The sequence below is a fragment of the Nocardia inohanensis NBRC 100128 genome (assembly GCF_001612945.1).
Taxonomy (GTDB): Bacteria; Actinomycetota; Actinomycetes; order Mycobacteriales; family Mycobacteriaceae; genus Nocardia; species Nocardia inohanensis.
Genome location: NZ_BDBK01000012.1, coordinates 598,439 through 619,262, shown reverse-complemented (window position 1 = coordinate 619,262; position 20,824 = coordinate 598,439). Strand labels below are relative to the sequence as shown.

The following is a 20,824-nucleotide window of genomic DNA, read 5'->3' as shown; positions in this document are numbered from 1 at the left end:
CGCGCGGTACGTGGTCGGCTCGGCTGTCGGTGGGTGCTGCCATGATGGGCGGCATGCCCGGAAGCGTGCCGTGCTGACACGGCAAATCGACGCCTACCTCGATCATTTGACGGTGGAGCGGGGTGCCGCGCGCAATACGCTCGCGGCTTACCGGCGGGATCTCGGGCGGTATCAAGCGTTTCTGAGCGGTCGGGGGGTCGAGTCCTTGGCACGGGTGTCGGAGACCGATATCGGTGAATTCATGGTCGCGTTGCGGGCCGGGGACGCGGATCATCCGGCGCTGGCGGCGAGTTCGGCGGCGCGGGCGCTGGTGGCGGTGCGCGGGCTGCACAAGTTCGCGGCGGCGGAGGGGATCACCGAGGGGGATGTGGCGCATCCGGTGAAACCGCCGACACCGGCGCGTCGGCTGCCGAAAGCACTGCCGTATGAGCAGGTTTCGCGATTGCTGGAGGCGGCCGGGGGCGACCTCGCCGAGGGGCCGCGCGGGCTGCGGGACCGGGCGCTGCTGGAGTTGCTGTACTCCACGGGGGCACGGATTTCCGAGATCACCGGGCTGGACGTCGACGATATCGACACGCCCGAACGGGCAGTCGTCTTGCGCGGCAAGGGCGGAAAGCAGCGGATGGTGCCGATCGGGCGGCCGGCGCTGGCCGCCGTCGACGCGTATCTGGTGCGGGGGCGGCCCGCGCTGGCATCGCACGGGCGCGGCAACAGCGCGCTGTTCCTGAATCATCGCGGTGGCCGGCTATCGCGCCAAACCGCTTGGCAGACCCTGCAATCCGCCGCCGAACGGGCCGGAATCGCAGCTCAGGTGTCCCCGCACACGCTGCGGCATTCGTTCGCCACGCATCTGCTGGACGGTGGCGCGGATGTACGCGTGGTACAGGAGTTACTCGGTCATGCCTCGGTGACGACGACCCAGATCTACACTCTGGTAACCGTCGGCACGTTGCACGAGGTCTGGGCGACAGCCCATCCGCGTGCGCGCTAGGTAGTCTGAAGTGCAGGTTTAGGGCGCGTGTCCGAACATAGGTCTTGCGCGAACAGACGGTAGCGTCTAGTAGGGACCGGTCCGCACACGCGGCCGGGCGCGCCGTCCACCGGCACACCAGCTGCGGGCGGGGCAAGGGCAGGAACGTCGAAGGAGCAGCGGACGTGACGACTACCGGTGGTGCGGGCCAGCGGATCGAAACCGCCGCGCAAACCCTGTGGGAGGCCGCGGATGTGGCCACCGGCAGCGCGGAGCTAGGTCCGACCGGACGTCCTTTGCGTGAGATTCCGGAGCCCGGCGAGGCGGATCACTCCGGTGACGCGCTGATCGTGGCCATGTGTAATCAGAAGGGCGGGGTCGGCAAGACCACCTCGACCATCAATCTCGGTGCGGCGCTGGCCGAATGCGGGCGCAAGGTGCTGCTGGTCGACCTGGACCCGCAGGGGGCGCTGTCGGCGGGTCTCGGTGTGGCGCACCATGATCTCGATCTGACCGTGCACAACCTGCTCATCGGCAACGGCAAGGTGCGCGTGGAAGACGTGCTGATGAATACCAAGGTCGAGAACATGGACCTGCTGCCGTCCAATATCGACCTGTCCGCGGCGGAGATCCAGCTCGTCAACGAGGTGGGCCGGGAGCACACCCTGGGGCGCGCGCTGGCGCCGCTGCGCAGCCGCTACGACTACATCCTCATCGACTGCCAGCCCTCGCTCGGCCTGCTCACCGTGAACGCGCTGGCCTGCTCCGACGGCGTCATCATTCCGATGGAATGCGAGTACTTCTCACTGCGCGGCCTGGCCCTGCTGAACGACACCGTCGAGAAGGTCAGGGACCGGCTGAATCCCGAGCTGACCCTGTACGGCATCGTTGTCACCATGTTCGATGCCCGTTTGCTGCATTCGCGTCAGGTGATGACGCGCGTGGTGGAGGTGTTCGGCGACCTCGTCTACGACACGGTGATCTCGCGGACCGTGCGCTTCCCCGACGCCAGCGTCGCCGGTGAACCCATCACCACCTGGGCGCCGAAATCCGGTGGCGCCGAGGCCTATCGCGCCATGGCGCGGGAAGTCATCCACCGGTCGGGCCGTTGAACGATCCTTCACACGCAGCGTCCGCGCCAGCATCGGCGGAGGCGGATACCGGCGTGCCCGAGGCGGGGGCCGTGGTCGCGGATATCGCGGCGGCGGGCGAGCCGGCACCCGCCGATACCGCTGAAACACCGGACAATTCGGGCAAGGATGGCAAGTTTCATCTGAACCTCAGCAACTTTCAAGGTCCGTTCGACCTGCTGCTGCAACTGATCAGCCAGCGCCGGCTCGACGTCACCGAGATCGCCCTGCACAAGGTGACCGACGAATTCATCGTCTACACCAAGGCATTGACCGCGAGCCTCTCCGAAGTACAGGGGCTGCGCGCCGACAAGATCCTGGACCAGACCACCGAATTCCTGGTCATCGCCGCCACCCTGCTCGACCTGAAGGCCGCCCGGCTGCTGCCCTCGGGCGAGGTGACCGACGAAGAGGATCTGGAGCTGCTCGAGGCGCGCGACCTGCTCTTCGCCCGGCTGCTCCAGTACCGCGCCTTCAAACAGGTGGCGGAGCTGCTCGCCGAACTGGAGGCGGCGGCGCTGCAACGGTATCCGCGCGCGGTCTCCCTGGAAGATCGCTATCTGGAACTGTTGCCCGAGGTTACGCTGGGTGTTGACGCCGCCGCGTTCGCGCAGGTGGCCGCGGCGGCGTTCCGGCCGCGTCCGGCGCCGCGCGTGGGCCTGGATCACATCCACGCCCACTCGATCTCGATCGCCGAGCAGGCCGCGCTGGTGCTGGAATTGCTGAAAAGCCGTGGGGCGGGCGGCTGGACGACCTTCCACGAACTCTGCGCCGATTGCGATGCGCCGATTCAGATCGTCGCCCGCTTCCTGGCGCTGCTCGAGCTCTATCGCGGCAAGACGATCGAATTCGAGCAGCCCGACCCGCTGGGCCCGCTGTCGGTCAGCTGGATCGGCGAACTCGAGGATCAGCCCGCCGCGCCGGTGACGATTGAGGAGGATTACGGGTGACCGAGGCAGTGCACGACGGCGCCACACCGCAAGACCACGACGCCGCCCCACCGCGGGACGCGGACCGGCCGGCCGAGACGGATATCACTGCCGCCGGGATCGACGCGGTTCCGGAGGTGATCATGGCGGATGCCGACGCGGCCGCGGCCGTGCTGGCGTTCGAATCCGACGAGGCGGAATCGGATGCGGGGGAGGCGGCCCGATCCGGGTTCGGCGCGGACGACGAGGAATCCGAGCAGCTCGACGACCACGACTTCCGATCGGCGCTGGAGGCCATGCTGCTGGTGGTGGACGCGCCCGCACCGGCGGAACTGCTGGCCGCGGCGCTGAACGATACGACGCGGCGGGTGACGCAGGTGCTGCGCGAGATCTCGGCGGAGTTGAATGTGCGCCGCAGTGGCATGGATCTCAGATTCGTGGGTGACGGCTGGCGTTACTACACGCGGAGTGAATACGCCCCTTACGTGGAACGTATGCTGTTGGACGGCGCACGGTCGAAACTGACCCGGGCCGCTTTGGAAACACTGGCGGTGATCGCGTACCGTCAACCGGTTACCCGAGCCCGTGTCAGCGCGGTGCGCGGCGTGAATGTGGATGGTGTGATCAGGACCTTGCTGGCGCGAGGGCTGATCACGGAGGCCGGAACGGACCCGGAGACCAACGGCACTTTGTACAACACCACCGAACTGTTCCTGGAACGGGTCGGCCTCGCGTCCCTGGCGGATCTGCCGCCGTTGGCGCCCTTGCTCCCGGGCGTCGACCTGATCGACGAGATCAACGAGAGCTTGGAGACCGACCCCCGGTTCACCAGGCTCAAAAAGCCCGCCGAGGCGGATATCGACCTCGGCACCGAAGATTGATTGGACAACGTGAATACTCCCGCTCGCCGAGATGGCACACCGGAACGTAGACAACGTGGATTCGAGCCGCAGGGCGGCTCGCGACCCACCCGCGGCCGGACCGACAGGTCCGCGCAGGGACGCGGTGGAAATTCGAACGACTCGCGCGGCGGCGCCGGCTACGGCGGTGGCCGTGGCGGTAGCGACTCGCGCGGTGGCAGTGGATCCTACGGCGGTGGCCGTGGTGGATCCGGATATGGCGATTCCCGTGGTGGATCCGGTTCGCGCGGTGGCGCGGGTTACGGCGATTCGCGCGGCGGATCGAGCTACGGCGCGGGCCGTGGCGGTAGCGACTCGCGCGGTGGCAGTGGATCCTACGGCGGTGGCCGTGGTGGATCCGGATATGGCGATTCCCGTGGTGGATCCGGTTCGCGCGGTGGCGCGGGTTACGGCGATTCCCGTGGCGGATCGAGCTACGGCGGCGGCCGCGGTGGCGATTCGCGCGGCGGGTCCGGTTCGTACGGCGGTGGCCGGGGCGGCGATTCGCGGGGCGGGTCCGGTTACGGCGGCGGCTCGGGTTATGGCGATTCGCGCGGTGGCTCCGGTTCCTACGGCGCCGGTCGCGGTGGCGCCGGTGCCGGAAGTTCGCGCGGCGGAAGCGGTTACGGGAACTCCGGCTCGCGAGGCGGCTCCGGTTACGGCGATTCGCGCGGTGGCGCGGCTTCGCGCGGCGGCTCCTCGTACGGGAACTCCGCGCGCGACAACCAGTCTCGCGGCGGCGATGCCCGGGGCGGTCAGGGGCGGACCGGGTTCGGTTCGGACCGTACGGGTTTCGGGCAGGATCGCAATGCGAGCCGGGGACGCATCGGTGGCGGACGGCCGCTGGCTCCGACCACCTCGCCGTCCCGCAAGAAGGCCAAGCCGGAGAAGCAGGTTCAGGGTCCGGTGCTGATCAGCAATGCCAAGCCGGCGCGGCACCAGTACGTGGAGCCGAGCGAGCAGCAGGGTCCGAAGAAGCTGCCGTGGGGCGAGGGCGAGCGGTTGCAGAAGGTGCTCGCCAAGGCCGGTGTGGCTTCGCGCCGCGCGGCCGAGGAGATGATCGAGGCCGGCCGGATCGAGGTCGACGGCAAGATCGTGCGCGAGCAGGGTCTGCGCATCGACCCCGAGAACGCGGTGGTGCGCGTCGACGGCGTGCGTGTCGTGGTCCGCGGCGAACAGGTCTACCTGGCGCTGAACAAGCCCAAGGGCTGGCAGTCCACCATGTCCGACGAGCACGGCCGCCCCTGCGTGGGTGACATCGTGGCCGAGCGGATCGCCGCCGGTCAGCGCCTGTTCCACGTCGGCCGCCTGGACGCCGACACCGAGGGCCTGCTGCTGCTCACCAATGACGGCGATCTGGCGCACCGCCTGATGCATCCGTCCTTCGAGGTCTCCAAGACCTACCTGGCCACGGTCGACGGCGAGGTCAACACCCGCTACGTCACCAAGCTGCTCAAGGAGGGCGTCGAGCTCGAGGACGGTCCCGCCAAGGTGGACAAGTTCGTGGTGCTCGAGGTCGGCCAGGGCAAGTCGCTGGTGAAGGTGGTGCTGCACGAGGGCCGCAAGCACATCGTGCGCCGCCTGCTCGCCGCGGTCGATCACCCGGTGAAGTCGCTGGTGCGTACGCACATCGGGCCGGTCGCGCTCGGCGATCAGCGCCCGGGCACGCTGCGGGTGCTGGGCCGGGACGAAATCGGGAAGCTCTACGAGGCGGTGTCGTTGTGAATGGTGTGGACAGTTTGATCGACACGACGGGTGCGCTGACCGGTTCCGCGCAGCTGGTCGTCGCCATGGACGGCCCGTCGGGCACCGGCAAGTCGAGCGTGTCGCGCTTGCTCGCCACCCGGCTCGGCGCCAGCTATCTCGATACCGGCGCCATGTACCGGGTCGCGACCCTGCGCGTGCTGCGCAGTGGCGTGGACCTCGACGATGCCGCCGCGATCGTGGTGGCGGTCAAGGAATTGCCGCTGACCATCGGCACCGATCCGAGCCGCGAGGTGATCGAGCTCGACGGTGAGGACGTGTCCAGCGAGATTCGCGGCAACGAGGTGACCAAGGCGGTGTCGGCGGTGTCGGCGGTGCCCGAGGTGCGCGAGCAGCTGGTGGCCTTGCAGCGCGAGATCGCGTTCGCCGCCGGGCGGATCGTGGTCGAGGGCCGCGATATCGGCACCGTGGTGTTGCAGGACGCGGATGTGAAGATCTATCTGACCGCGTCCGCGGAGGCGCGCGCGTTCCGCCGCAACGCCCAGAACATCGCCGAGGGCCGCGGCGACGATTACGAAGCCGTGCTGGCCGATGTGCAGCGCCGCGACAATCTGGACTCGACCCGCAAGGTGTCGCCGCTGCGCCCCGCCGAGGACGCGATTCTGGTGGACACCAGCGAACTGACCAAGGACGAGACCATCGACGAGCTGTATCGCGTGGTTGCGCAGCGGATTTCGGCAGGAGGCGGGCAGTGACCCAGGATACTTTCGCGGGTGACGGCATCTGGTCGGACGAAACCGATTGGGACGTAGCCGAATTCGAGGGCGAGCAGGATGCCGAACACATCCCGCTGCCTACGCTGGCCATCGTCGGCCGCCCGAACGTGGGCAAGTCGACGCTGGTGAACCGCATTCTGGGGCGTCGCGAGGCCGTGGTGGAGGATATTCCGGGCGTGACCCGGGACCGCATCTCCTATGAAGCCAACTGGGCCGGACGGCGTTTCATGGTGCAGGACACCGGCGGCTGGGAACCCGACGCCAAGGGCTTGCAGCAGTCGGTGGCGCGGCAGGCGCAGGTCGCCATGGACACCGCGGACGCCATCGTCGTGGTGGTGGATGCCACCGTCGGCGCGACCTCCACCGACGAGGCTGTCGCGAAGACGTTGCGCCGCTCCAAGACTCCGGTCATCCTGGTCGCCAACAAGGTCGACAACCAGAAGCTGGAGGCCGATGCGGCCGCGCTGTGGTCGATGGGCCTCGGTGAGCCGCACATGGTTTCGGCCGCGCACGGTCGTGGCACCGGTGACCTGCTGGACGAGATCCTGCGGGTGCTGCCCGAAACCCCGCGCGAGGGTACGGGTGTCAGCGGCGGACCGCGCCGTGTCGCGCTGGTGGGCAAGCCGAACGTGGGCAAGTCCTCGCTGCTGAACAAGCTGACCGGCGAGGAACGCTCGGTCGTGCACAATGTGGCCGGTACCACCGTCGACCCGGTCGATTCGCTGGTCGAATTGGGCGGCAAGGCATGGCGTTTCGTCGATACCGCCGGTCTGCGGCGCAAGGTCGCCAATGCCAGCGGCCACGAGTTCTACGCCTCGCTGCGCACCAAGGGCGCCATCGAGTCCGCCGAGGTCGCGGTCATGCTCATCGATGCCTCGCAGCCGCTCACCGAGCAGGATCTGCGCGTCATCTCCATGGTCGCCGAGACCGGCCGCGCCTTGGTGATCGCCTACAACAAGTGGGATCTGGTCGACGAGGACCGGCGCGAAATGCTGGAACGCGAGATCGACCGTGAGATGGTCCAGGTCCGCTGGGCTCAGCGCGTCAATATCTCCGCCCACACCGGCCGCGCCGTCCAGAAGCTCGTCCCCGCCATGGAAACCGCCCTGGAGTCCTGGGACAAGCGCATCCCCACCGGCCGCCTGAACAACTGGCTGAAGGAAGTAATCGCCGCCACCCCGCCGCCCATGCGCGGTGGCCGGCTCCCGCGAGTCCTCTTCGCCACCCAGGCTTCCACCCGCCCGCCGACGTTCGTGCTGTTCACCACCGGCTTCCTCGAAGCGGGCTACCGCCGCTTCATCGAACGCCGCCTGCGTGAGGAGTTCGGCTTCGACGGTTCCCCGGTACGCGTGAACGTTCGCGTTCGCGAGAAGCGGGAACGCAAGAAGTAGTCCGACCCCTCGGATCCCCCGAGCGCCCGGCACTCCGGCTCGACCGGATGTGCCGGGCGCTCGGCGTTTGACCGCCCGCGGACCCGGCGACGATCACGAACACGCGCGCCGACCTGGACCCGCGCCGGAGTTGTTCAGCCGACCGTGGCGGATTCGATGTAGCGCTCGTAGCCGTCGAGCAGGCGGTCCAGGGCGAAGCGGAAATCTGCTTCGTCCCAATGCATTTCGTCGTCGTCGAAGGCGCGGTTGGCGAGGGCGCTGCTGATGGCGGGGTAGCGCGCGGGGTCGAGGACCTGGAGCAGGACGGCGGTGTAGTCCTTCTCTTCCTTGGCGCGCTTGGTCATTTCGCGCAGGAAGCGGGTGCGGCCGATGACGTAGAGGGAGAGGTTGACCACGAGTTGGAGCCGTTGGGGTTCGGGGATGGGGACCTCGGTCAGGGCGCCGAGGCCGGCTTCGAGCCAGTCCATGTTGTTGGGGCCGGTCGGGGGGCCGGTCATGGCGATGTCGAGCCACCAGTCGTGGACGCGAATGGCGTGGAACTCGGCCCAGGCCCAGGCTTCCAGGGCGGCGCGCCAGCCCTGGCCGGTGGGCAGGGTGGGGGCGGGGCCGATGGCGCGGTCTAGCAGGAGCTCCAGCAGGGTTTCCTTGCTGTCCACGTAGCGGTACAGCGACATCGTGGTGAAGCCGAGTTGTTTGGCGACGCGGCTCATGGACAGGGCCGCATAGCCTTCCGTGTCGGCGACGGTGATGGCGGCGGCCAGGATCTGGTCCAGGCTCAACCCGCGTTTCGGTCCGCGGGTGCCGGCGCCGTCGAGATCCCAGAGCAGCTTCACCGACTTGGGTAGGACGCTCACATCGTCGCGATTGCCCATACGGCCTCCTGTCTTCGTTGCTTACATCTTGCGCCATCCCGGAAACTGTGTAGACTATACACCGAGTGTAGTTCATACACAGTTTCTGATCGGGGTTCCCATGACGACTTCCGGAATTTCCCCTGCCATCGAAGTGGCCGGGCTGACCAAATCCTTCGGCGAGCATCAGGTGCTGCGTGGCATCGACCTGAATGTGCCTGCCGGAACAGTGTTTTCGCTACTCGGGCCGAACGGCGCGGGCAAGACCACGGTGGTGCGCATTCTCACCACGCTCGGGCGGCCGGACGCGGGGGAGTTGCGGGTCGGCGGGCACGACCTGCGCCGCGAACCCGAGGCGGTGCGCGGGCTCATCGGGGTGACCGGGCAGTTCTCGGCGGTGGACGAGGTGCTCACGGGCGCGGAGAACCTACGGTTGATGGGCCGCCTGCTGCACCTGGGCGCCCGCGAAATCGCCGCGCGCACAACCCGGCTGCTGGAACAGTTCGACCTGGTCGAGGCGGCGGGCAAACGGGCGGGCGCGTACTCGGGTGGCATGCGCCGTCGCCTCGACCTGGCCATGAGCCTGATGGGCGGCCCGCGCATCGTTTTCCTGGACGAGCCCACCACCGGGCTTGACCCGCGCAGCCGCCGCGAACTCTGGACGGTGATCCGGCGCTTGGTGGCGGACGGCGTGACCATCTTCCTCACCACCCAGTACCTGGAAGAGGCCGATCAGCTCGCCGACCGCATCGCGGTGATCGACGACGGCCGCATCGTGGCCGAAGGCAGGGCCGACGAGCTGAAAACGCTGGTGCCCGGCGGGCATATCCGGCTGCGGTTCGCCGACGAACACGGGCTGGCGGCCGCGGCGCGCATGGTGCCGGTCGCCGAGGTGGATGCCGAACAGCTGGCCCTGCAAGTGCCCTCGGACGGCAGCATCACCGAATTGCGCGCTCTGCTGGACCGTTTCGACGATCACGCGGTCAAGGTCGATCAACTGGCCATCCACACCCCGGATCTGGACGATGTCTTCTTCGCCCTGACCGGATCCGCCGCGAAAGGCGCTCAGCGATGAACACTCTGGTCCGTGCGGCCGAGGACTCGGCCACCATGGTGGGCCGTAATCTGCGGCACGCCCTGCGCAGTCCGGACACCATGATCATGACGATCGCGGTGCCGATCACCATCCTGCTCATGTTCGTCTACGTGTTCGGTGGCGCCATGCGGGTGGACGGCGCGTACATCGACTACGTGGTGCCCGGAATCCTGTTGCTGTGCGCGGGTTTCGGATCGGGTGCGACCGCGGTGAGCGTGGCGACCGATCTGCACAACGGCATCGTCGACCGCTTCCGGGCCATGCCGGTCTCCCGCTCGGCCGTGCTCGCCGGTCACGTACTGGAGAGCCTGCTGCGCAATCTGCTCACCACCGGCCTGGTGGTGCTGGTGGCGGTGGCGCTCGGCTTCCGGCCGACCGCGGATCCGCTGCGCTGGCTGGGCGCGATCGCGGTGCTGGCGCTGTTCATTCTGGCGTTGTCCTGGGTGGCCGCCGCGCTGGGCGTGCTCGCGCCGAATCCGGAGGCCGCCAACGGTTTCATGTTCATCTTCATGTTTCTGCCCTATGTCAGTAGCGCTTTCGTGCCCGCGGAGACCATGCCGAGCTGGCTACGCGGCTTCGCCGAACATCAGCCGGTGACCTCGGTGACCGAGACGCTGCGCGGGCTGCTGATGGATACGCCGATAGGGGACAGCGCCTGGATCGCGGTGGCCTGGTGGGTGAGCGTCGCCTTGCTCGGCTATCTGGCGGCGGGTGCGTTGTTCGAACGGCGCGGTCAGGACTGACGGAGCAGCTCCGGCATTCGTATACGCCGATATGCGCATCTAAACATGAGATTCCGGGGGTGTCGGAGAACTTCAGCCAATTCAGCGTCGGTCGAAAAACCGGCAAGGAGGATCAGCGGCCCGAAGCGGGCCGCTTTTTCCACAGCGGCACGATGGCCAGCACGCATCCGAGCGCAATGGCGACGGCCGTCCAACCCGGGACATAGGTGTCGGGCGCCTCGGACCCACACGACCACATATCGGAACTCCAGGGCAGGCTGAGCGGCCGATCCCGCAGTGCGGCCAGCGCCGACGGCACGAACTGCACGGCTAGCGCCAGTACGGTGCCCGCCGCGATCGAGGGCAGTGCCGAACCGAAGCAATACCCGGAGATGGCGCACAGGACCAGGCTCCCCAGGATCGCGACGGTCGAATTCTCTGCTGCCGCACCGGCGGTGAAGACCGCGAAGACCGCGAGCACGATGATCGCGCCCCCTGCCGCGAGCGGTGCCGGGCGGCGATGACCGGCGTACAGTCCGGCGCCGATGACGGCGAGCCCCGCCGGCAGTATCCACGGCGGTGGGGGACTGGCGGTGATGGTGGTGGCGGTCGCGCCGGTGGCGACCATGAGCAGCACCAGGGTGCCGTCGCGGCGGGGCAGCAGCAGGGCGGCGAGCAGGGCCGCCGCGACGGTGACCAGTACGGCGATGCCGACGTCGCCGAGCCCCTCGGCCCGCCGGGTCAGCCACTCCGAGACCCCGGCGACGGCGGTGATGAGGATGGCGGCGGCGAAGATCGGCCCGAACGGCAGATCGACCGCGGTGGTGTGCGGCGCGGGCCCGAGCGTGCGGCACACCACGAGGCTCGCCGCGACCGCGACGGTCGCCGCCGCGATCAACCAGACCGGCGGCATGTCGACGAAGGCGCGATCCAGCACCGAGTGCGTATCACTCTGTCCGACAGCGTTTTCCACCACGCTGCCGAGCAGGGTGCTGCCGATGCCGCCGAGCAGGAAGCCGGCGGCGGGCCAGGTGAGCGTCGCGCCGGACTCACCGCGTTTCAGCGCCGCCGCACCGGCCGCGCCGAGCAGGATGCCGGCGAAGATGGAGTCGACGAAGTTGGCCGAGGCCAGTGTCCCGCCGACCGGGGTGTGCACGACCAGATGGTCGGCCAGCACCACCGCGGCCGCGCTCAGCGCCGTGCCCCAGGCGGCGCGAATGCCGAACATGCCGACGATGACCGCGGTGACGACGGCGACGAGCGCACCCGCCGCGCTGGCCCGGGGCACATTGAAGATGAGCAGGGTGGTTTGCAGTGAACCGGCCGTGGAGATGCATCGGAAATCGAAGGGCACCATGAGCGCCAGGCCCGCGACGGTGGCGGCCAGGAAGGCCGCCGCGGTTTGTACGGCGTCCCGGTATCGAGTTTCGACGGCGGCACGATACCGCGGCATGTGCGACTCCGAGCGATCGCAGTTACACGTCAGCTAGCGCGTGTACACCGTAACAGTGCCGGTGGCGTTCGGTCGGCAAATACCGTCTGTCTGGTTTGCCAACGGCGCAAGAGGTTTCCGCATCTTAGGACGGGGAATCGCTTGACGCCCGGGCTATATGCGCGAATGTTGGGTTTCGCACACTCCCTACCAAGCAAGCGCTTGGGTTGATACCGTCGGAGGTGCAGGAGGACGATGCAGGGGCATCCGATCGCAAGGTGGCGATCTGCGCACACACGCCGAACGGGACCGCGAAGACGCGGCAGTCGGGTTCTATCAATGGGGATGTGACCGGGGGCAATTCTGTTCTGCTCGACGTCGATTCGGACGTGGGGTGCATGGGCTCGCTCGTCCTCCGCACCGCGACAGGACAGGAAAGGCACATGAGCGAAACCATGAAACGCCCGGACCCGAACCACCCGCTGCTGCCGTTGGCCCGGGCCTACACCAAGTACTTCACGCCCACCGTGAGCGGTCTGGAGAATCTGCCCGCGTCCGGCCCGGCCCTGGTGATCGGCAACCACTCCTCCATCTACTGGGCGCCGGAGGTGTGGATCACCTTCATGTCCATGATGGAGCGCCGCCCGGACGAGCCCACCTTCGGCGTCGCGCACGAAATCCTTTTGCGCGCACCGCTGCTCGGCGACAGCCTGCGGGATTTCGGCGTCATCGCGGCCTCGCAGGAGGCGGCCTCGGCGGGGCTGAAGGACGGCGGCGCGGTCATGGTCTACCCGGGCGGCGACTGGGAGGCGTGCCGGCCCTGGACCGACCGCGGCAAGATCGACTTCGCCGGGCGCAAGGGCTTCATCCGGCTGGCCATGAAGCTGGGCGTGCCGGTGATTCCGGCGGTGGCGAACGGCGGCCACGATTCCATCTTCGTGCTCAGCCGCGGCGAACGCACCGCCAAACTCTTGCAGCTTGATAAGCTGGTGCGCGCCAAGGTGTTTCCGTACACCGTGGGTCTGCCGTTCGGCGTCGCGCCGATCCTCCCGCAGATTCCGCTGCCCGCACACGTGAGCGTCAGCTTCCTGCCCGCGCTGGAGTGGTCCACCGAGGTCGGGGATCCGGAGGACAGCGAGCTGGTCGACGCCGCCTACCAGCAGACGGTCGGCACCATGCAGGCCGAGCTGGACCGGCTGCGCGCCGAGACGCCGAATCCCGTTGTGACAGGACTGAAGAAGCACGCCGAGGCGCTGCCGGGGCCGCTGTCGGCGCTGGCCAACCTGCTCTGATACGGCGGGGCGGCGTCAGCGCGGTTCGATCCGTACCGGCATGTGCCGCACGCCGGTGTGCTTGTTGCTGCGGGTGTATTCGACCGGGCCGGTGCGGGTTACGGCGCGGACCCGGTCCAGCAGCACGCGGAAGATGACGCGCATCTCCATGCGGGCCAGGGCCGCGCCGAGGCAGAAGTGCCCGCCGCGGCCGAAGGCCACGTGCGGGTTGGGGCGGCGGGTGAGGTCGAACCGGTGGGGGTCGGCGAAGACCTCGGCGTCGCGATTGGCCGAAGCCCACCACAGCGTCACCTTGTCCCCGGCCCGGATGCGGCGGCCACCCAGAATGCAGTCGTGGGTGGCGGTGCGCCGGTTGTACGGGGTGGGCGAGGCCCAGCGCAGCATCTCCTCGATGGCGGTCTCCAGCTGGGCGGGGTTGTGCTGCAAGGACTTCCACAGCTCGGGGCGTTCGATGAGCGCGAGCATGCCGATGGCGATGGAGTTGCGGGTGGTCTCGCTGCCCGCCGCGATGAGCAGGCTGAACAGCATGTGCTGCTCCAGTTCCGTGAGCGGCGCACCGTCCACGGTGGCGTGCGCGGCGATCGACATCAGATCCTCACCGGGCCGGAAGCGCTTGTCCGCCAGCAGTTTCGTGGCGTACGCGTAGGTGTCGGCGGAGGCGCGCAGGGTGGCTTCGGTGCTCTGGCCGAGTTCGCGATCGGTGTAGTCGAGTCCGGTGGTGGCCCAGTCGAAGAGCTGGTGCCGGTCTTGCTGCGGCACGCCGAGCAATTGCGCGACGGCTTGCAGCGGGAGTTCGGCGGCCAGGTCGACGAGGAAATCGCAGTCGCCCTTCTCCAGTGCGGCGGCGACGATCTGCTCGGCCCGCCCGCGCAGGTCGGCTTCGATGCGGGTGAGGGTGCGCGGAGCGACGCTGGGCATCAGCAGTTTCCGGATCTGGGCGTGCCGGGGGTCGGGCATCATATTGAGCAGCGCCCCGGCGCGTTCCGGCGGCAGATCCTCGATGAGCGTGCCGCCGCCGTCGCGCCGTCCGCCGCTGTGGGAGGAGAAGGTGGTGCCGTCGCCGGCCGCGGCGACGATGTCGGCGTACCGGCTCAGGACCCAGAATCCTTCCCCGCCCGGGGTATTGGCGGTCGGCGGATGCCACCACACCGGCGCTTCGGAGCGCAGCATGTCGAATACCTCGTGCGGGAAGCCGTGCGCGAAGCGGTCGAGGGCGGTGAGATCGACATCCATGCAGCAAGGTTGGCACGCCACCGCGAATCAAGCAGCCGCTTGGTAGTTTTGGGTCTGGCGTGAATGCGCCCGCCCGTCACCGGGTTCCGCGCGCGCGGGCCCACTCCTCGGCGAAGTCCCGGAAACGCCGCACCGCGTCGGACGGCGTGGCGGTCGCCGACCAGATCAGCCCGACCTCGCGCACCGCGCCGGCATCGGCCAGCGGCACCATCGCGACCCCCGGCGGCACCGGTTCCGTCGCGGGCAGAATGCTCACCCCCAGCCCCGCCGCGACCAGTCCCGCCACCGTGATCAGATCCGTCGATTCGAAGGCGATCCGCGGCCGCAATTCCGCTGCGGCGCACAGTTCGTCGAAGATCCGCCGCATCCCGTACCCCGGCAGCATCGTAATGAAATCCGCGTCCCCCAGCTCGCTCAACCGCACCTGCCGCCGCCCCGCCACCCGATGATCGACCGGCACCGCCAACGCCAGCGGCTGCCGCGCCAGCATCCGCCATCCCAGTCCCGGATCGGTGGGCCGCGGCGAGACGATCGCCAAATCCGCCGCCCCGTCCACCACCTGCCGCGTAATCGCTTCTGCCGCCCCCTGCTCCAGGGTGAACGCGATCCGCCCGGCCTCCCGCCGGAAGTCCCCGATCAACCGCGGCACCATCCGACTCCCGAACGAATGCAGAAACGCCAGCCGCACCACCCCTTTCGCCGGATTCGCCAGATCCGCCACCGCCTGCTGACCGGCCGCCAGCTCCGCCCGCGCCCGCCGCGCGTGTTCGTAATACACCCGCCCGAACTCGTTGAGCGCCAGCCGTTTCCCCTGCCGCTCGAACAACCGCACCTCGAGCCGCCCCTCCAGCCGGGCGAGCATCCGCGACAAGGTCGGCTGCGCGATACCCAGCCGCTCGGCGGTAGCCGTCACGTTCTCCAACTCCGCGAGTGTCGTGAACCACTCCAGATCCGCCCCGAGCACCCCGCCTCCTCGCTAAATGCGACATTTGCATTACCAACTCGATAGTGATGCATTTCCGTTCTAAGCGCCACAAGTCCAGCCTGGTCTTATGCCGCCGTACACGAGCCCGCGATGACCGCCACGAATCGGTTCGCCCGTTCCCGTGCCAACGCCTCGGACGGGGCCGTCGTGGTGGTCGCTCCGCGTCCCGCGGCCCGGTCGGTCACGGAGTCGGGCGCTGCCGCCGCGCCGGTGGTGGCTCAGGCTGCCGCGGTGCCGACGCCGGATGGCTCGGCGCGATCGGTGCGGGCCTTCGGCTCGGTGGATCGGCGGCGGGAGAAGAGGATCATCACGGCGCTTTTCGCGGCCGGGCTGACCACCTTCGCGAGCATGTACAGCGCGCAGGCGTTGCTGCCGAGTTTGTCGGCGGCATTCGGGGTGCCGCCGGCGCATGCCGCGCTGGCGGTGTCGCTGACGACGGGCGTGCTGGCCTTGGCGATCATTCCGGTGAGTGCGCTGTCGTCGCGGGTGGGGCGGACGCGCGTGATGATCGGGTCGGCGATGCTGGCTTCGGGATTGGGGTTGCTGCTGCCGTGGTGCACCTCTCTCGACGCGCTGCTGGTGGTGCGGGCCGTGCAGGGGCTGGCCCTGGCCGGAGTGCCCGCCGTGGCGATGGCGTACCTGGCCGAGGAGATCGGGTCCGAGGGGCTGGGCGCGGCCATGGGGGTTTACGTGGCGGGGACCAGCGTCGGCGGATTGGCGGGGCGGCTGATTCCTTCGTTCACGCTCGCGGTGGGGTCGTGGCGCTGGGCCGAGGCCGCGGTGGCGGTGGCGGCGGCGGGGTGTGCGGTGTGGTTCGTGCGGACCTTGCCGCCGTCGCGGGGGTTCGTGGCCCGGCCCGCGGGATTGCGGACGGTGCTGGGTGATCTGGTGGCGCAGTTGCGGGATCGGCGGTTGAGGGCCCTGTTCGGCTTGGCGTTCGTCTTGATGGGCAGCTTCGTGTCGGTTTACAACTTTCTCGGATACCGGCTGATCCGCAGCCCCTTCGAGCTGCCCGCGGCGGTGGCCGGGTCGATCTTCGTGCTGTATTTGGCGGGCACGGTGGCCTCGGCCGTCGCGGGCCGGCTGGCCGATCGGCGGGGCCATCATCGGGTGCTGACCGCGTCGGTGCTGCTCATGGGGGTCGGTCTGGTGTGCACGATCCCGGATCGGCTGGCGGCGGTGCTCACCGGGGTGCTGCTGTTCACGGTCGGGTTCTTCGCGGCGCACGCGGTGGCGAGCGCGTGGGTCGGGGCGCTGGCGATCCAGCGCGGGGCGGCGTCGTCGCTGTATCTGTTCGCCTACTACCTCGGTAGTGCGGTGGTGGGCAGCGCGGCGGGCATCGCCTACGCGGCGGGCGGCTGGAACGGGGTGCTCGGCGCGGTGGCGGGACTGTTCGCGATCGCCGCGATATTGCTGGGCGTTTTGGCGATTCGCTCCGTCGAGACGGGCCCGATCGAGGCGTAACCAACGCGTGGCCGGCGCTTCGGCGAACTCACAGCGTCGACGGCCGCGAGGCCGCGAACCGGTGCCTGGCCGCGATTCCCCCAATCTCGCTCGCGCCTATGACCAGCACTTCGGCTACTGGACGCTAGCGTGGTTCGTTATGAGCGAGGGTGAGTCGCCGGTGGATACGAAGCGCGAGGACCGCACGAGTGAGTTGATCGAGCGGCGCGAGCAAGCATTGTGCAACTATCTCGATGCCAGTGCGGAGGTGGCGTCGGGCCGGATTCGCGCGAACCTCACCGGATGGAAGCGGTGGCTGCACTATCTGCCGGGTGCGCCGATCGCGGCGGCCGCCGCCCGGCGGGACGAGCTGCGACGGCAGCTGGCCCAGCACGGGGTGGGGGCGGAGGATCGCCGGTGGGGCGTGCTCTCCGGCGGCCTGTTGCGCAGTCGCGGGGTGTCGATCTGCCTGGAGAACACGCTCACCGAATTGATCGAGCGATACCAGGCCACCGATCCGCAGTGGGCGCGGCAATTGCGCGTGGTCGCGGCGGCAGCCGGGGAGGCGCGTCCGCTCGCGGCGGTGGGGGATCGGGTCGTGGTCTCCGAACTCACCGAGCAAGTGCTGGCCGTCACCCGCGCCGCGCCGGACGACGATGCGCGGCAACGACTCTCGGACCATCTACCCGGCGTGCTGCGCCCGCTGCCGGTCGATATCGAAGCCCTGCGCCGGGCCGACGATCTGGTCGAGGTGGATTTCGAGATCTACGCCGACACGGTGAAACTCGACGGCATCACCGTGAATCCGGAACTGCGCGGCACCGGTTTGGGCACCGCGACCTTGCAGCAGCTGTGCCGCGCCGCCGACGCCCAGCACCTGTATATCGTCGGCCAATTGGTGCCCACCTTCCGCGACGACGATTCCGCGGTCCCGCGCCTCGCGGATTGGTGCCGGCGCCACGGCTTCGTCGTCAACGAGCGCCTGGGCGGCCGAATTTCGCGCTCGCCCGCGAGCATCCCGCACTGAACCGGCGACGCGCGCGCCGCCCGATGAGCGGTCGCGCGCGCCGGAAATCCTTGCGGCTCAGTAGGTGTAGAAACCTCGCCCGGTCTTGCGGCCCAGGTAGCCGGCCTCCACCATGCGGCGTAGCAGCACCGGCGGCGCGTACTGCGGCTCACCGAATTCCGCGTACAGCGATTCGGCGACAGCCAGGGTGACATCCAGGCCCACGGTGTCGGTCAGGCGCAGCGGACCCATGGGATGCGCGCAGCCGCTGACCATGCCCTCGTCGATGTCCTCGGCGGAGGCGAAGCCGGTCTCGAACATGCGAATCGCGTTGCACAGGTAGGGAATCAGCAGCGCGTTGACGATGAATCCGGCTTGATCCTTGGATTCGATGGTGCGCTTGCCCAGCACGTCGCGGGCGTAGGCGGTGACCGCGTCGGCGACGGCGCGATCGGTCTTGAGCGTGACCACGATCTCGACCAGCGGCAGCACCGGCACCGGGTTGAAGAAGTGCACGCCCACCACGCGGCCCGGGTTCGAGGTCGCGTTGGCGATCCGGATGACCGGGATGGAGGAGGTGTTGGTGGCCAGGATGGTCTCCGGCGACACGATGGCGTCGAGCTTGGCGAAGAAGTCGGCCTTGAGCGACTCGATCTCCGGCGCGGCCTCGATGACCAGTTCCCGGTCGGCGAAGTCGTCGATGGACACGGTCAGGGTGATGCGTGCCCGCGCCTCGTCGGCGGCGGCCTGCTCGAGCCGGCCCGACTTCACCGCGCGGGCGAGGGACTTCTCGATCCGGTCGACGGCGGCGTCCGCCGCGGCGGTGTCACGCTCCAGGACCAGGACATTGCCGCCCGCCCGCGCCGCCACTTCGGCAATACCCGCACCCATGGTGCCGCCACCGATCACACCGATCCGTTGCACGTCGTCTTCTCCTTCATCGTTCCCTTTTCCGCAAACCGTATCGTGGCCCGATCTGCTCGGATTCCGGCGGGCGGCGCGGGTGAGCCCGGCCACACCCGCTCGGTGACTCTCACCGCGGAACAAATCGACCAGTGAGTCCGCCGGTGCTAGGCGGGTCGCCGGGCAGCTCGGGGGCGGCGCCCGGCGGGGCGGGGCGGTAGCCGTCCGAAAGCCGGTAGGGCGCAATGGGATCGGGGACGGTGGAAACGTCCGTGGTCGAATGTCCGGATGGTGGCCGACTTTCGATGGCTTTACCGTTGCTGTGCCGCCGTATTACACTTTTTCCCGGGTCGGATACGGCCGACCCGATCGGCCCTCGAGGTTTCGGAGTAGTTTCGAATACGGGGCATGCGGGCCCCATTGTGCTGAAACATGCTGGTGCACAACAGGATCGGTCGCGGGTGCGGTCGGGTGGCGGGCAATGTCACCGGCCGGTCGCCGGGCGGCGAGAATGGTCGGGCCATGAATACGGAAGTATTGCTGCGGGCATTGGTCGAATCGAATGGAGCGGGTGGCGCGGCGGCGCTCCAGCGGGGGTTTCCGGGTGACGAGGCCGCGAATCAGCGGCACCGATCCGCGGCCTAGCCGCGCGTCGAATCCTGTTCGTACGCAAGGTTATATCTCCTTGCGGGGGTGCCGCGGAAAGGTGACGACATGTCCGACCCGGTGAACGGCGAGCCGATGCTGCCCAGCGATCTACGCGGAGTGCGGGAACGGGTGGACACCGTGCTCGAAGGCTTTCTGTCGGAGAAGGCCCGCGGCTCCGACCGGGCACGATTACCCGCCGACTTCGTCGACGGGCTGCACTCCTTCGTCTTCGCGGGCGGCCGGCGCATTCGCCCGCTGCTCTGCGTGCTGGGCTGGTATGCCGCCGGGGGCAGCGAACGCCTGCCGGCGGCGGTGATCCGGGTGGCGGCCGCACTGGAGATGCTGCACGCCGCGGTGCTCATCCACACCGATGTCATCGAACGCCGCAGCACCCGGCGCGGGCACCCGACCATGCCGTGCGCGCTGGCGGCCCGCTACGCGGGCAAACCCGATCCCGATCGCTTCGGCCGGCAGGCCGCCCTGCTGCTCGGCGATCTCGCGCTGGCCTGGTCCGACGAGCTGGTGGGCACGGCGCATCTGAGCGCACGCCAGCGCGCGGCGGCCGGCACGGTGATCACCGCCATGCGCGTGGAGGTGATCTACGGTCAATATCTGGATCTGCTGGCCACCGGCGATCCCGCCGCCGACCTGGACCGCGCGCTGGAGATCATCCGGTACCGCACCGTCGCCTACACCTGCGAGCGGCCGTTGCAACTGGGTGCGCGGCTCGCTGGCGCGGACACCGAGGTGCAGGCGGCCCTGACGGCCTACGCCGCCGCCCTGGGCGAGGCCGTGCATCTGAACGAGGACCTGCACAGCGTCTTCGGTGATCGCGCCGCCGACGGCTCCCGGGTGGAAGATCTGCGCGCCGGCAAGCACACCGCGCTGGTGGCCGCCGCGCTCGGGCGGGCGCGGGGCAGCTCGGCGGTGGAATTGCGTGCGCTGCTGGGCAATCCGGGCCTGGATCATCGCGGCGCGACCATCTGCCGGGACATCATGATCGAGGTGGGGGCGCGCGCCGAGATCGAGCAGATGGTGGCGCGCCGCCGGGCGCAGGCGCTGGATGCCTTGGAGCACATCGGGATTCCGAGACCGGCCAAGCAATTCCTGAGTTCGCTGGCGCAACGGCTCACCTGTACCGATCGGTGACGGCGAGAGGTTCCGAGACGGCCGCCGGATAGTTGAGACCTTTACTGTAATTGCATTCGGAAGTAGACTTTGTTCACGCTTTGCGCACTCGCAGCGCTCTCACTTCCGGAGAGTCCGATCGGTCGCAGCATTCGCACCGTTGTGTAACTCCCTACAGCGCAGGACATTCCGCTTTGCCAATACGCGGAGAAATGCCGACCGGTATGAATACGGATTGCTGTCCGCCCGCAATCATCGAATAGTGGGCCCCGAATTCCGGGCATCG

General features: G+C 68.7%; 18 protein-coding genes. 13 read left to right on the top strand and 5 right to left on the bottom strand.

Annotated elements, in window-relative coordinates; translation table 11 throughout:
* The first annotated feature begins 70 nt into the window (after positions 1-70).
* The 7 genes from xerD to der all read left to right on the top strand — a co-directional run bounded on the left by xerD (position 71) and on the right by der (position 7,799).
* The gene (gene xerD / locus NI1_RS25195; protein ID WP_067825428.1) at positions 71-991 is read left to right on the top strand and encodes a site-specific tyrosine recombinase XerD; all 921 of its coding nucleotides are present in this window, start codon (positions 71-73) and stop codon (positions 989-991) included.
* A gap of 194 nt (positions 992-1,185) precedes the next feature.
* Complete coding sequence (locus NI1_RS25190) at positions 1,186-2,082, top strand: ParA family protein (RefSeq protein ID WP_067825426.1); 897 nt, start codon at positions 1,186-1,188, stop codon at positions 2,080-2,082.
* Positions 2,083-2,153: 71 nt separating this feature from the next.
* Positions 2,154-3,050, top strand: coding sequence for a segregation and condensation protein A (locus NI1_RS25185; protein WP_218026828.1), 897 nt, complete (start codon positions 2,154-2,156; stop codon positions 3,048-3,050).
* 122 nt (positions 3,051-3,172) lie between these two features.
* Positions 3,173-3,910: an SMC-Scp complex subunit ScpB gene (gene scpB / locus NI1_RS25180; RefSeq protein ID WP_084523659.1), complete on the top strand. Its 738-nt coding sequence runs from the start codon at positions 3,173-3,175 to the stop codon at positions 3,908-3,910.
* 924 nt (positions 3,911-4,834) lie between these two features.
* Positions 4,835-5,653 carry a pseudouridine synthase gene (locus NI1_RS39500; RefSeq protein WP_439957295.1) on the top strand — a complete coding sequence of 273 codons (819 nt, stop codon included), beginning with the start codon at positions 4,835-4,837 and terminating at the stop codon, positions 5,651-5,653.
* 65 nt (positions 5,654-5,718) lie between these two features.
* On the top strand, positions 5,719-6,387 hold the full coding sequence (gene cmk / locus NI1_RS25170; RefSeq protein WP_067825418.1) for a (d)CMP kinase: 669 nt from the start codon (positions 5,719-5,721) through the stop codon (positions 6,385-6,387).
* Positions 6,384-7,799 carry a ribosome biogenesis GTPase Der gene (gene der, locus NI1_RS25165; protein ID WP_067825200.1) on the top strand — a complete coding sequence of 472 codons (1,416 nt, stop codon included), beginning with the start codon at positions 6,384-6,386 and terminating at the stop codon, positions 7,797-7,799. Before cmk ends, der begins: the two co-directional genes overlap by 4 nt.
* A gap of 134 nt (positions 7,800-7,933) precedes the next feature.
* On the opposite strand, the gene NI1_RS25160 is transcribed toward der, so the two are convergent.
* On the bottom strand, positions 7,934-8,671 hold the full coding sequence (locus NI1_RS25160) for a TetR/AcrR family transcriptional regulator (RefSeq protein ID WP_067825198.1): 738 nt from the start codon (positions 8,669-8,671) through the stop codon (positions 7,934-7,936).
* Positions 8,672-8,771: 100 nt separating this feature from the next.
* Here NI1_RS25160 and NI1_RS25155 point away from each other — a divergent pair, with 100 nt between their 5' ends.
* Together NI1_RS25155 and NI1_RS25150 are read left to right on the top strand one after the other, a co-directional pair.
* Positions 8,772-9,725 (top strand): ATP-binding cassette domain-containing protein, encoded by a 954-nt coding sequence (locus NI1_RS25155; protein WP_067825196.1) that lies wholly within the window; start codon positions 8,772-8,774, stop codon positions 9,723-9,725.
* The gene (locus tag NI1_RS25150) at positions 9,722-10,489 is read left to right on the top strand and encodes an ABC transporter permease (protein ID WP_067825194.1); all 768 of its coding nucleotides are present in this window, start codon (positions 9,722-9,724) and stop codon (positions 10,487-10,489) included. Before NI1_RS25155 ends, NI1_RS25150 begins: the two co-directional genes overlap by 4 nt.
* A gap of 112 nt (positions 10,490-10,601) precedes the next feature.
* Here NI1_RS25150 and NI1_RS25145 read toward each other — a convergent pair whose 3' ends face one another.
* The gene (locus NI1_RS25145) at positions 10,602-11,921 is read right to left on the bottom strand and encodes a hypothetical protein (protein ID WP_067825192.1); all 1,320 of its coding nucleotides are present in this window, start codon (positions 11,919-11,921) and stop codon (positions 10,602-10,604) included.
* Between the two features lie 422 nt (positions 11,922-12,343).
* Here NI1_RS25145 and NI1_RS25140 point away from each other — a divergent pair, with 422 nt between their 5' ends.
* Positions 12,344-13,192, top strand: coding sequence for a 1-acyl-sn-glycerol-3-phosphate acyltransferase (locus tag NI1_RS25140; protein WP_169815630.1), 849 nt, complete (start codon positions 12,344-12,346; stop codon positions 13,190-13,192).
* A 15-nt stretch (positions 13,193-13,207) separates the two neighbouring features.
* Here NI1_RS25140 and NI1_RS25135 read toward each other — a convergent pair whose 3' ends face one another.
* A complete protein-coding gene (locus tag NI1_RS25135; protein WP_067825188.1) occupies positions 13,208-14,425 on the bottom strand; it encodes a cytochrome P450 in 1,218 nt (405 codons plus the stop codon).
* Between the two features lie 76 nt (positions 14,426-14,501).
* Positions 14,502-15,389: a LysR family transcriptional regulator gene (locus NI1_RS25130; RefSeq protein ID WP_067825186.1), complete on the bottom strand. Its 888-nt coding sequence runs from the start codon at positions 15,387-15,389 to the stop codon at positions 14,502-14,504.
* Positions 15,390-15,500: 111 nt separating this feature from the next.
* Between NI1_RS25130 and NI1_RS25125 the strand changes: the two genes are divergently transcribed.
* Positions 15,501-16,874 (top strand): MFS transporter, encoded by a 1,374-nt coding sequence (locus NI1_RS25125; RefSeq protein ID WP_084523633.1) that lies wholly within the window; start codon positions 15,501-15,503, stop codon positions 16,872-16,874.
* 139 nt (positions 16,875-17,013) lie between these two features.
* The gene (locus tag NI1_RS25120; protein ID WP_067825183.1) at positions 17,014-17,880 is read left to right on the top strand and encodes a GNAT family N-acetyltransferase; all 867 of its coding nucleotides are present in this window, start codon (positions 17,014-17,016) and stop codon (positions 17,878-17,880) included.
* Positions 17,881-17,937: 57 nt separating this feature from the next.
* Here the strand turns inward: NI1_RS25120 and NI1_RS25115 are convergent, their stop codons facing one another.
* Positions 17,938-18,783 carry a 3-hydroxybutyryl-CoA dehydrogenase gene (locus NI1_RS25115; RefSeq protein WP_067825414.1) on the bottom strand — a complete coding sequence of 282 codons (846 nt, stop codon included), beginning with the start codon at positions 18,781-18,783 and terminating at the stop codon, positions 17,938-17,940.
* Between the two features lie 693 nt (positions 18,784-19,476).
* Between NI1_RS25115 and NI1_RS25105 the strand changes: the two genes are divergently transcribed.
* Positions 19,477-20,559, top strand: a complete 1,083-nt coding sequence (locus tag NI1_RS25105) for a polyprenyl synthetase family protein (protein ID WP_067825412.1) — start codon at positions 19,477-19,479, stop codon at positions 20,557-20,559.
* The last annotated feature ends 265 nt before the right edge of the window (positions 20,560-20,824 follow it).